The 11,452-nt window shown below is 37.9% G+C and carries 11 protein-coding genes; 4 read left to right on the top strand and 7 right to left on the bottom strand.

Going from position 1 to position 11,452, the window contains the following annotated elements; all coding sequences use genetic code 11:
* Positions 1-8: 8 nt before the first annotated feature.
* Entirely contained in the window at positions 9-791 is a 783-nt protein-coding gene (locus tag OQE68_RS05590) for a substrate-binding periplasmic protein (protein ID WP_219340150.1), read from the bottom strand.
* Positions 792-1,063: 272 nt separating this feature from the next.
* On the opposite strand from OQE68_RS05590, the gene OQE68_RS05585 reads away from it, so the two are divergent.
* Complete coding sequence (locus tag OQE68_RS05585; RefSeq protein ID WP_180570310.1) at positions 1,064-2,707, top strand: M14 family zinc carboxypeptidase; 1,644 nt, start codon at positions 1,064-1,066, stop codon at positions 2,705-2,707.
* A 67-nt stretch (positions 2,708-2,774) separates the two neighbouring features.
* On the opposite strand, the gene OQE68_RS05580 is transcribed toward OQE68_RS05585, so the two are convergent.
* Positions 2,775-4,022, bottom strand: a complete 1,248-nt coding sequence (locus OQE68_RS05580; RefSeq protein WP_180570311.1) for a lactonase family protein — start codon at positions 4,020-4,022, stop codon at positions 2,775-2,777.
* A gap of 712 nt (positions 4,023-4,734) precedes the next feature.
* Here OQE68_RS05580 and OQE68_RS05575 point away from each other — a divergent pair.
* Entirely contained in the window at positions 4,735-5,520 is a 786-nt protein-coding gene (locus OQE68_RS05575; protein WP_180570312.1) for a YadA C-terminal domain-containing protein, read from the top strand.
* Between the two features lie 20 nt (positions 5,521-5,540).
* On the opposite strand, the gene OQE68_RS05570 is transcribed toward OQE68_RS05575, so the two are convergent.
* Entirely contained in the window at positions 5,541-6,479 is a 939-nt protein-coding gene (locus OQE68_RS05570; protein ID WP_180570313.1) for an ABC transporter substrate-binding protein, read from the bottom strand.
* 189 nt (positions 6,480-6,668) lie between these two features.
* On the opposite strand from OQE68_RS05570, the gene OQE68_RS05565 reads away from it, so the two are divergent.
* Complete coding sequence (locus OQE68_RS05565) at positions 6,669-6,869, top strand: glycine betaine ABC transporter substrate-binding protein (protein WP_255491003.1); 201 nt, start codon at positions 6,669-6,671, stop codon at positions 6,867-6,869.
* A 55-nt stretch (positions 6,870-6,924) separates the two neighbouring features.
* Here OQE68_RS05565 and OQE68_RS05560 read toward each other — a convergent pair whose 3' ends face one another.
* From OQE68_RS05560 to amrB, 3 genes are all read right to left on the bottom strand, one after another.
* The gene (locus OQE68_RS05560) at positions 6,925-7,731 is read right to left on the bottom strand and encodes a substrate-binding periplasmic protein (RefSeq protein WP_180570315.1); all 807 of its coding nucleotides are present in this window, start codon (positions 7,729-7,731) and stop codon (positions 6,925-6,927) included.
* Positions 7,732-8,249: 518 nt separating this feature from the next.
* The gene (gene amrA, locus OQE68_RS05555) at positions 8,250-8,822 is read right to left on the bottom strand and encodes an AmmeMemoRadiSam system protein A (protein ID WP_180570316.1); all 573 of its coding nucleotides are present in this window, start codon (positions 8,820-8,822) and stop codon (positions 8,250-8,252) included.
* Positions 8,809-9,588: an AmmeMemoRadiSam system protein B gene (gene amrB / locus OQE68_RS05550; RefSeq protein ID WP_180570317.1), complete on the bottom strand. Its 780-nt coding sequence runs from the start codon at positions 9,586-9,588 to the stop codon at positions 8,809-8,811. The genes amrA and amrB overlap by 14 nt, the downstream gene beginning before the upstream one ends.
* Before the next feature lie 148 nt (positions 9,589-9,736).
* Between amrB and amrS the strand changes: the two genes are divergently transcribed.
* Positions 9,737-10,822: an AmmeMemoRadiSam system radical SAM enzyme gene (gene amrS / locus OQE68_RS05545; protein WP_180570318.1), complete on the top strand. Its 1,086-nt coding sequence runs from the start codon at positions 9,737-9,739 to the stop codon at positions 10,820-10,822.
* A 43-nt stretch (positions 10,823-10,865) separates the two neighbouring features.
* Here amrS and OQE68_RS05540 read toward each other — a convergent pair whose 3' ends face one another.
* On the bottom strand, positions 10,866-11,321 hold the full coding sequence (locus OQE68_RS05540) for a hypothetical protein (RefSeq protein WP_180570319.1): 456 nt from the start codon (positions 11,319-11,321) through the stop codon (positions 10,866-10,868).
* Positions 11,322-11,452 lie beyond the last annotated feature (131 nt).

Raw genomic sequence — 11,452 nt, 5'->3', positions numbered from 1 at the left:
TAACTTATTTATTTTTTATACCCACCAGCCATTAAGTCTTCTCGCCATTTTTGATCTAGTCCCTCATCCTTAAGCTTTTTTAGTCCTGCATTAAATATTTTTAATAATTCCTCATTGTCTGCTTTTTGCTTAGAAAATAATAAGTGCCCAGTAGACTCCACAAGAGGTTTAGGATGGAAAGTAATCAAATGGAGTGATGTTTCATCAAACTTATCAGCAAGCAGGCCATACCCTGCCACTGTGCCCATGGGGAATAGATCTACTCGAGAAGCTAATAGCTTTTTAAAGTTTTTATCATCACTGGAGGCGGTGCTGATTTTTATGGTGCCATTTTCTCCTGCTTCCCAAAATTCTTTGGTATAAGTGTACCCTGTGGTGGCACCAATCGTTTTGTCTTTTAAGTCTGCTACTGTGTTCCAGTCAGCTAACGGGTTAGTTTTTAAATGAAAGAAAACAGTTTTTTCGGTAGATACTGGATCACTATAGTAAAAGTCTTTTTCTCGATCAGGAGACTTAAACCAAAAAGAGGTAGCGTGGAACTCTCCTTTTTTAGCTGACTCATAAGCTCGTTTCCAAGGAAAAAACTTAAACTCTACGGTATAGCCTTCACGCTTGAATGCTTCATTAACAATGTGGCTGACATAGCCAAGATGTTTAAGTTTTTTAGAAACCCAGGGGCTATACTCACCCGTAGAAATAGTCACTGTTTTATCTGCATAACTGTTTAGGGAGTAAACGCTTGCAATTGAAGCGAACAGAGCATAGCAGGCTATTTTCTTCATAAATATCATTATTACTACCTATGCAAGTGGCACCACTTTTAGATGAGAGTAGTACAAAATTCTAGAAAAAGTAGTTGGGTATTACAAAATCAGATCCTGTACTAATGCATCAGTTTAAAATGATAAAACCAGTGATGGTTGAAAAAGAGAGTAACTTAAGGGCAAACAGTAACAAAACTAAAAATACTGAAGAGTATTCTCGCATTGAGTCGGGTGGATATTTCCTGTTATATATATGAACGAAATAAAATGGACTAGTACAAAAGGACGAGGCAATAATAATGAAACTTTATTCATGGGGGCTAGCAGGGGTAATGCTAACAGGGGCTGTTGTTGGAGTTGCCCATACGAGTGATGACCTTATTAGCCAACCAAAAAAAACAGTAAAAGCTTTCTTTCCCAATCTAACTAAAGCGCATCAGGCCGTTGTGCAGTTTGATACCCTTGAATCTGACTATCAAACAGGGTATTTGACAATTGCAGCTACTTCTCAAGAGCAGCAAAAGTTGCTTAGGATGGGCTTTAAGTTAGAACCATATCCAGGCTATCAGGAGAAATTAGATAACATTCGAAATCGAGCAGACAATGACAGTGGTATACCTGGTTACAGTTGTTATCCAACAGTTGAGGAAACTTTTCAGCAAATAGTAGCTTTTCAAGCAAAATATCCAGATTTAGTGCAGGTGGTTGATATTGGTGACTCATGGGGTAAAAGCAATAATCAAGGAGGCTATGATTTACTGGTACTTAAGTTGACTAATCGCACCCATGATGTTGAGCCTAAACCTAAGTTAATGATTAACAGTGCTATTCATGCCAGGGAGTATGCAACGGCGGGTTTGACTTTAACCTTTGCTCAACAGTTATTATCTGGATATGGCAAAGAAGCAGATGCTACCTGGGTTTTAGATCATCATGAGGTTCATATTTTGTTACAGGCTAATCCTGATGGTCGAAAAAAAGCGGAGCAGGGGATATTATGGCGTAAGAATGTAAACCTGGATGCAAAGTGTGCTTGGAGCAGTAACCGCACAGGGATTGACTTAAATCGTAACTTTAGTTATGCCTGGAATACGACCAGCAGTGGTTCAAGTGGTAATGTTTGTAATGATACCTATCGTGGCACTGCTGCTGGCTCAGAACCTGAAGTGCAAGCACTTGAAGCGTATTTAAAAGAAATCTTTCCAGATCGACGTGGGTCAGATCGTGATGATCCCGCACCAGAAGACACTCGTGGTATTCACCTAGATATCCATAGTCACGGCAAGTTAGTGCTTTGGCCTTGGGGCACTAAGGGAAGTAATGCACCTAATCATTTGGCTTTACAAACCTTGGGGCGTAAGTTTGCTTATTTTAATGATCATACTCCTTATCGGTCAGTTGAGTTGTATGAAACTGATGGTACCAGTGATGGCGCGAGTTATGGTGAGCTAGGGGTGGCTGCATTGACTTTTGAATTAGGAAAAGCATTTTTTGAGTCTTGTGATTATTATCGGAAGGAGATTTTACCCACCAACTTACCAGCACTTATGTATGCGGCCAAAGTTGTAAGAAGCCCTTATAAAACACCGGCGGGCCCAGATATTGTTGATTTAAAGCAGCAGGCATTGGGAGATGGACTTAGCCAAACCATTGAACTGGTTGCAACAGCTGATGATCGTCGATATAGCAATAAAAGAGGAACAGAACCAACTCAATCTATTCAAAAAGTAGCTTATTTTATTGATGAACCACCTTGGTTAGCAAATACCCCCAGTGGTTGGTTTGAAGCTGTTGATGGTAGTTTGAATCAACCGGTTGAGTCAGTTAAAGCTATTCTTGATACTGCAGGTTGGAGAAAAGGAAAGCATACGGTGTATGTAAGTGCACAAGATACAGATAATAATTGGGGAGCAGTAAGCGCGATATTTGTTGATAAAAAGTAAATAATTAAAAAAGAGATGCCCCAGCTTTGTTAGTGGGGCGTATTAGATACAGTACTTATTTAATAATTTACTGCACGGCTATTCCCACAGCGCCTCCAGATATTGATAGCCCATTTTCAAAAGTACCTAGCGGGTTTAGCTTTGAACGTCTAACAGAGTACGCACTAATAGAACCGTTAGCTGCATTGACAACATATAGGTAACGACTGAATTTATCCATGGTTAAATCTACTGGATTTTCAAGGCCAGTGGCTGCCGTTTGGTTGGCTATTGTTACTTTTCCATTTCTTTTTACATAGTAGGTAGAAATTGTACCGCTTCCGTTATTACTTACAAATGCATAACGATTAAGTCTGTCTAAAGTAATCCAGCAGCTAAGGGCTTGTTGATTTGGTATGGAGGAACTAACAGGATTAAATGCTTTATTTGGATACGAGTAATATTGGTAAGCGTTTGGCTTATAGGAAGAAACAGCGCCGACATTTAAGTCTCCAGGGCTGCCTGCACCGAAAGCCTCAGCTATTAAAAGCCGGTTTCTTCTGGTAACAGTAAAACCAAAAGGCGTTGAACCACTGGAGTTAGTGGTGATGGCTTGCTGGCTGGGGCGGCCTTCATCATCTAAATCAAACAGTTGAACTTGGTTGAGACCTTTAATCGTAACAATTAAACGGTCTTCATTTTGATCAAAGCCAATTTGTGCCGGAGAAGTTGCAAAAAAAGGTGGATTGCTACTATTCGCATTTAAATTTCGAGTGGAATTGTCAATAGGTGTCAACTGTCCGGAATCATGATTAAATCTAAAGCCTGTAATATTGCCCTGGCCACCAGCATTGAGTACATATAAATAATCTTCAGATATAGCAAGACTAACAGGAAAACTACCGCCAGATGGAAAGTTTCCACCAGTAGTCTGTATTACCCGCTCTAATTGATAATCTACCTCATTATTTGCAACTCTTGTCATAACTTCAAAGACAGTAATGTCATTACTACCAGCATTTACTGTCAGTAACCATCGGTTATTTTTGCTTAATATTAAAGAGCCTTGAGAGCCCAAAGCATCTTCTAAGGCTGCTTCTGTTTGTTCTTCATCTCCACCATTTGCAAGCCCACCACGTCCTCCTGTGGGGTATGCTTTAGAAAATGAAAGGGTTCCATCTAGATGTCGGTTAAAAACGACAACTTGATTACCCTCTACAGCATTTGTCATAGAATAGACTGCACCTACAACAGGTTTAGTATTGTTGCCTGCTTGGGTATTAAAACTGATGCTGGCAAGGGCTATATAGATAATAAAGGCTATCTTTATAGGCATTGGGTTTCCTTATTTGATGGTCAGTGTCGTCAAGTCGAAAGGTTTTTTAGGAGACGAGGTTACGAGTTTGAAGTTAGCGATAGCATCACTTAATTACTTTTGAGTTGAAATAAGGATGCTTGATAACAATCGTGCTAACTTGATTTAATCTGTTTACTCAACGTTTTGATGTTTTTGACTAATCATCGTTTGTCTGTAGAGGAAACGATTGAATTGATTAGTTGATTATATAAGAGCACTTTTAAAGTGAAAATATTTCAGGCAGTGTAATTTTCTTATATAAGCTCATTTCATTAAGTCTGGCTATATATCTGTGGTTATATAGGCGTAAGAGTAGTCTAGACCGGCTGGATGATACAGTGTTGTTACAAGGTTAAATGATAAGTGAGTATACTTAACGTAGGGTTTCTATTGAGGTTGAAATTTGTTTTTCGCGATATAATTAATTTTTGATTGTTGTTGGAAAATAAATTCACTTAAATTGCGGGTTAAGAGGTTTGATTATAACTTGTTGATTATTATGGGTAAGTGAGTTATTTGTAGCTGTGTTTTATAAAATAATGCCGTCTATTTTTGATAATTTTTTGATAAATAATTAATTCCCGACAGTTGATTTGGGTTGGGTGGCTTTGTAGTATTTCGCATAATTTATGTTTACTTGATGTTTTTGGGTCACTGATTTATTTAACAAATTGATTCAGGTAGGTTTATTATGCAGTCAACATTTTTAATACCAGCGGCGTCGTTATCACTGATTTTTTTGTCGATCAATGGGTATGCCCAAAACCACGCTGGTGTGGGCGAAAATACAGCTATAGAGTTGGATAGAAATAAGACCGCTATAACAATAAATAGTCAAAACATAGAAAAAAATAAGCAAAATATAGAGAGCAATAGGATAAGTGCTGAACAAAATGACGGCGCTATTCAAAAAAACGTAGCAAATATTGAAGGTAATAAGAAGACATTGGAAAAAGTTAAGGGAACTAATGGTCGGCAAACACGACGGTTGAATAATCACAATAAACGGTTGAAGAATCATAATCGTCGTTTAAACAATCAAAATGATAGAATAGAAGCTAACAAAGAAATTATAGAATTTAACCAAATAGATATTGGTAATAATAGTGATCGACTAAACAACCATAATGCACGTATTTCATCTAATTCTGAAAGATTGGGTGTTCATGAAGGACAAATCTCGGCAAATACCAATAGAAGCTTAAATAACAGTGCCCGTATTGATAATTTACAAACTCAAATTGATCACTTAGAGGATGATGCGTTTTCTGGTATTGCTACTTCAATGGCGATTGCGGGTATGCCACAAGCGGTGGGTGGTAAAAACCTAGTTTCTTTCGGTGCGGGTTACTATAAAGGTAAACAGGCAATTGCTGTAGGAATTTCAACTAACCGCGGTAAGCATACCACTAAGTTTTCGCTTGGCTCTGGTGGGGGCGAGGTATCTGGTTCTGTAGGCTACGGCTACTCTTTTTAAAAGCTGTAGTTTAAGCTGCATTATTCATCATAAATACTCATAGAGTCTCTTTTGCACTCAGGTGGTATCCATTGTTGCCAGATATGCTTTTTAGTTTTAATCCATTGTTGTGCGGCTTGTAGATGGGTTAAATATTGCCCATCTACCCAGTAAACAAGTTCGGCAATTAATTCATTGGTAAAATTCATTTTATTTGCAACTTGATAGGCACAAGGCCATTTATTGGGAAATTTAATCCAGGCAATTTTTTTTAGCCAACCATTTTTAGGGTTGCCACAATCATAAGTTGCTTCTGGATTAATTCCCCATGATGGATCTGTCTCGCATTTTGTAGAGTATTCTGGAAACTCTACAAATTTGCCTTTGTATTTATACTCAATCCAGTTTGGTGTCCAGTTGAAAAGCACTATGGGTTTTCTTTTATTGTAAGCTTGTTCTAGTTCGATCCATAGTTGATCGCCATGAGAAACCCTTTCTACATTAAAATTAAGCCCTAATACTCTTATTCGTTTGGCATCTGGTTTTTCCCATGGGCCACCTAAGTAAATACCTTTACCATTAGACTTCTCATTTGTAAATAATTCTGAGCAGCCAAGAAGCGCTTTCCAATCTGGTAGGCCAGGGCATTGTTCTTCTACATAGTCAGGATACCACCAGTCTTCCCGAGTTTTAGCATTGTGGTTACCAAGATCAATAATTCTATTGTTATCCATCAGTTTTTGGTATTGGGTAGCCATGGTACCTTCCCACACTTCTAACTGTAAATGAATATGTCCTCTGCTGATCATACTCCACTGAGCATCAGTCGTTAGTTGAACAAAGGAAGCTTTATAACCCATCTCTTGAAAAAAAATAGCTGCGATATTTGACATAACAATCTGGCTGGTCCAGTCATTTATCACTATTTTTATCCGTTCATTAGAGCTTCCAATAGCAAACTCTGACATTGAAACTGACATCGATAATATGATGCTTTGAAGCAAAAGGTTATAAATGCACATTTTAAATAGCAATTTAATAGGCTTATATACTATTGTAAATATAGTCTACTAATGGAAGTTAAACTAAATTGAAAATTGTATATAAAGCGCAGTTGTTAAAACAAAAAAATTGATTGTGGTAGCCCTAAAGGTGGTTGGTTGAAAAAAATGCTTTCTGTAAAAATGAAATCTAAATGGCCTTGTGTCTATAAGCTAGTTAATAATTTTAATTTTTCTAATGAGATGATAGCAGAGGTTGCTGTCTGGGTAGATGTAGATAAAATGTCCCACAATGAGGCAGCAGATAAATGGATTAAACAGTATGAAGAAAAGTGGAAAACTTGGATACTCCAAGACTGTACTGCATAAGGGTTAATAAATGATATACCTAACCTATAGAAGAAGGCGCATATCTTGCCTTCTTCTACCAAGTGCTAATTCCATAACTGATAGAATATTTTTTAACGATTTTATCATAGCCCCCGTTTGATCTAAGTGCTACTAATGCAGAATTAAATGCATTAAATAACTCTGGAGAAATGGTTTCTTTACTTAATAAATAGTGTACTTGCCCAGTTTTTATGACAGTTTCATAGTGTAAAGAAAATTTATCATCTAAATTATTTCTGATCAGTTGAATGATTTCTGTCACAGGATAGCCAATAAAACCATCGATTTTTCCTTGGCTTAATAGTGGATAAAAATCTGAAGAGTCAGTTACAAAATACAATTGATTTTTATGGCTGGCTAATAAAGTATCTATTTTAGAACCATAGGTATTAGCTTTAGTAACACCTAATGTGAAGGAGCCTGATAATAGTTCGGGTAAGGTTTTGTTAGCAAAGCGATTTTCATCAGATCTTTTGATGTAAATACCAGCATATTCATTACGATAAGGGAAACTATAATGAGCCCACTCTGCTCGGCTATTATCCCAAGAGGCGCCAGAAGCAATGTCTAGCTCTCCTTTCTTTATCATGCTTAAACGCTTTTCCCAGGTTAGGTCTTTATTATTGATTAGTTTAAGTTTGCAACCTGATTGTTTAACAACTGATCGCAATAAATCAATATCAAACCCAGAAATAGTTGTATTTTTTTGTTTTATAACAAAAGGTTCTCGTTGTGTGCCAATAGCCATTCGTAATGTTTGATTACATTTGAACTCACTGGCAGTTGCTATTTGCGGGTTAAACCATATAAATAGACAACTAAAAAAAATACGATATTTCATACTATAAGTGTTCGGTTGTTTATGAGTTGTAAAAAAGTCTATATTGCTAATGTTAAATGTACCCGACTAATTTACTATTTGGGATAATTTGTGGTTGATCGCTTCCTTGGTAATGCGGCTCTCGTTAAAAAAGGATAAGTGCCTATTTTACCTGTTATCACAAATGTAAATATCTTAATGGTCGTTAATTTATAGTCAGAGTTAGTCTGGTATTGCGAAATATGGTTTCAACGGTAGACAGATAGTAACTATTTTATACTTTTTGTGTCAACTATATTTACATTGAATTGAGGGTGGGTATTAGAAATGGATGTGCAATGAGTGTGATGAGTTTTAATTATTGAAAATAGTTATATTTATATTATTTCTAGATTAAGCGTGTGGTAATAATCGGTTTTTAAAGTTTGTGTGGTGGTTGAGTTAGAATGTCTGTTGTATTTTATTTAATGGTATGAGAGTAGTCAGGCATGAAAATAACTTTTGTTAACCAGGTTTTATTAAAATGAGTAATGACGCTATTAATTTTCATGAAAGGCAAATACTTGGTATGTGTAGCATTTTATTTGTTCGCTCCAAAAATCAGGAGGCAGGTTTGCTTTTTGCTTGAGTTGTTGAAAAAAGTCGGTAGGTTTGGGTAGTTTTTCCCAAACTTGAGGTAAAAAGGTACCACGGTGTTGTTTGTATTGCAGAATTACACCATCTTGAAAAGGCTTAAGTTGATTTATTAATGATGCTTCGTCAATAAAATTAATGAGCTGATGAGGAGATAATATGGATATTTCAATTTTAACTTGGTTCAGCTCGCTACTATCCAGGTTAGGAAAACGATAGTCCTCAAATGCACTAGCATGGGCATTATGACTAACTTCTAGGACTAAAGGGCGGGTAGGGTTAAGACTGCCGATACAGCCCCGTAATAAATGTTGCTTTGTTAATGTAACAAAAGCACTGCGTGTTTCCTGCAAATCAGAAGAATATTCAGCAGGATTAACCTCAGGCAGTGCCTGTTTTTGACAGCCAGCAGTGATCACTTGGCGTGCCAGTTTTAATAAGGTGTGCTGGTCATCTAAGGTAAGTTCAGCGGAGGGCATAAGCTCCATATCCTACTACGGTATCTTTAGGGCCAGCGGTATCGCCAGAGTTACGAGTATCTAATGTTGTGACTTCTAATCCTTTACGTTTAGCTGTTAGTAAAATGCCATTGATTGGTTTACAGCCACAGGCTTCTTCTCCATGTAAATGGTAGTCAAGCAGTTTAATTTTTTCGGTTGTAGCTGCATCAATAGTCTTGGCTTCTTGGTAGGGATGGTAATGACTCAAATCTGAACTAATGACTATCAGGGTTTCTGGCCCTCCCCAGAATTGTTCAATGACATTGGCTACAGACTCTGCACTGGCGTGACCGACAACAAAAGGGATTAGCTTGAAGCTGGCTAGCATAGTTTGTAGAAAAGGAAGCTGTACTTCTAAACAATGCTCATGGGTATGGGCAATATCCAGAATTTGCACGTCTTCCAGTTGAGCTGCTTGCTCTATGGCTATTTTATCTATGTTAATCATTCCAAGCGGGGTATTAAAGGCTTCGGCGGCTGGTAGTGCTAAGCCAGTAAAAGGAACTCGGTGAGAGGGACCAAACATTACAACTCGCTGAATGGTGTTTTTTAATGGTTCAAGCAAGTGATAAGCCTTCGCTGCTACGGTTCCTGAATAAATGTAACCCGCATGAGGCACAATTAATACTTTAGGGACCATTGTGATTGGATCATCAATGGCTAGTAAGCTTTTGACTGTATTACCGAGATCTTGAGGCGACTCTGGGTAAAACATGCCGGCAACTGCAGGCTGGCGAATCTCCATAGCGAACCTCCTAACTCGGGTGTACTCTAATGGGTAACATCGTATTTGAATTTAATACCACTCTATATGTAGGAGCATAGGTGAGAGGAAATAGTTCGCGCAAGTAGATCGTATGTATACATAGCCTGCTGGCTGGTAGGGTAGCTCAATGGCTTTTGAAAGTGAAAGTACTGTTGCCACAAAATATTGGCATCAATTAGAAGATGGTCGGATTCAATGTGATGTTTGTCCACGGCATTGTAAGTTACGGGAAGGACAGAGAGGGTTATGTTTTGTTCGGGCCTGCGAAGATAATCAGATTGTCTTAACCAGTTATGGTCGGTCCAGTGGCTTTTGTGTTGATCCTATAGAAAAAAAACCCCTTAACCACTTTTATCCGGGTACACCTGTACTGTCGTTTGGCACTGCAGGTTGTAATTTGGCCTGTAAGTTTTGTCAAAACTGGGATATGAGCAAATCCAGAGAAATGGATACTCTGGCAGATCAAGCATCACCTGAGCAATTAGTAATAGCAGCGAAAAACCTGGGCTGTCGTAGTATTGCTTATACTTATAATGATCCTGTCATTTTTATGGAGTATGCCTTAGATGTTGCAGCAGCCTGTAGAGAAAGTGACATTTTTTCTGTTGCGGTAACAGCAGGTTATATTTGTAAAGAGCCGCGCGTTGAGTTTTATCAGGGAATGGATGCTGCAAATGTAGACTTAAAAGGTTTTACTGAACGATTTTATAAAAAAATTTGTGGAGGTCAACTCGGTGCGGTATTAGATACCCTGAAATACCTAAAAAATGAAACAAATGTATGGTTTGAAATTACCAATTTACTTATTCCTGATGAAAACGACAGTGAGGCAGAAATTCATCAAATGTCAGAATGGATTATGGAAAATCTGGGGCCATTTATACCGGTTCACTTTACGGCCTTCCACCCAGACTGGAAAATGCTGGATAAACCTCGCACCCCATCCCAAACGTTGACCAGAGCAAGAAATATTGCGATCAGTAAAGGGTTGCACTATGTGTATACTGGTAATGTATTTGATGTAAAAGGTGAGAGTACCTATTGTCATCAATGTGGTGCTATGTTGATTGAGCGTAACTGGTATGTACTTGGTTACTGGGGGCTGGATGACCAAGGTTGCTGTGCAAGCTGTGGTACACCACTAGCGGGTTTTTTTGAGCCTCATCCAGGCATTTGGGGAGCCAGGCGGTTACCGGTGCGGATGGTTTCCTAACTCATAAACTTTCTGTAAATAGATGAAGTTTTCAGGTAAAAGCTTAATCTATATTGAGTTGTAAAGCATTTAGCAGAAATTGTTTTTTTCGCTGTTTTTCTAGATAAAGTAAATTATTAAGTGTTTCTTTGGCTTGATGTGACTTTGCATGACTGGCGAGTAATTGATACAAGTCAATCAGTCGGTCATCCAGCTCTAATGCAATTTGCATAACATCATTAAGGGAAATATCCTTATCAAAGTCCTTGGCATGGTATTGCCTGAATAATGGGTCGTTAGTTAGCTCTTGATACCATAAGTTAATCACCTGACTTGGCGTGTGTTCTTCAATTTTTATTAAATAATCACTGATTGCTTTTTCGTGTTCTACTAAGTAATCCAGTAGTAGCTTCACTTTTTCTTGTTCTGCCTTATGGCTTAGCTTTTGATAAAGCTGACTCATCTGCCAGTGGGTCTTAACCACATAATCCAATACATCGTGTAGCTTTGGAAATTGCATAAATTCACATTCCAACATGGGTGAGGATATCTAAATATAAGTTTAGACTTACTATCGTGAATATTTCATCTGATCACAGGAAATTTCTATGTGGCCCAACGAGACTGTAGCTATTAGATATCTTTTAGATA

The organism is Spartinivicinus marinus, from assembly GCF_026309355.1.
Lineage (GTDB): Bacteria > Pseudomonadota > Gammaproteobacteria > Pseudomonadales > Zooshikellaceae > Spartinivicinus > Spartinivicinus marinus.
This window is presented reverse-complemented; position numbering and strand designations above follow the sequence as displayed.

Excerpts from the sequence above, each read along its gene's own strand:
- OQE68_RS05585 (WP_180570310.1), top strand. The coding sequence starts at position 1,064 with ATGAAACTTTATTCATGGGGGCTAGCAGGGGTAATGCTAACAGGGGCT.
- OQE68_RS05560 (WP_180570315.1), bottom strand. The coding sequence starts at position 7,731 with ATGAAATATCGTATTTTTTTTAGTTGTCTATTTATATGGTTTAACCCG.
- amrS (WP_180570318.1), top strand. The coding sequence starts at position 9,737 with ATGGCTTTTGAAAGTGAAAGTACTGTTGCCACAAAATATTGGCATCAA.
- OQE68_RS05565 (WP_255491003.1), top strand. The coding sequence starts at position 6,669 with ATGCTTTCTGTAAAAATGAAATCTAAATGGCCTTGTGTCTATAAGCTA.
- OQE68_RS05540 (WP_180570319.1), bottom strand. The coding sequence starts at position 11,321 with ATGCAATTTCCAAAGCTACACGATGTATTGGATTATGTGGTTAAGACC.
- OQE68_RS05575 (WP_180570312.1), top strand. The coding sequence starts at position 4,735 with ATGCAGTCAACATTTTTAATACCAGCGGCGTCGTTATCACTGATTTTT.
- OQE68_RS05590 (WP_219340150.1), bottom strand. The coding sequence starts at position 791 with ATGATATTTATGAAGAAAATAGCCTGCTATGCTCTGTTCGCTTCAATT.
- OQE68_RS05570 (WP_180570313.1), bottom strand. The coding sequence starts at position 6,479 with ATGTCAGTTTCAATGTCAGAGTTTGCTATTGGAAGCTCTAATGAACGG.
- amrA (WP_180570316.1), bottom strand. The coding sequence starts at position 8,822 with ATGCCCTCCGCTGAACTTACCTTAGATGACCAGCACACCTTATTAAAA.
- OQE68_RS05580 (WP_180570311.1), bottom strand. The coding sequence starts at position 4,022 with ATGCCTATAAAGATAGCCTTTATTATCTATATAGCCCTTGCCAGCATC.
- amrB (WP_180570317.1), bottom strand. The coding sequence starts at position 9,588 with ATGGAGATTCGCCAGCCTGCAGTTGCCGGCATGTTTTACCCAGAGTCG.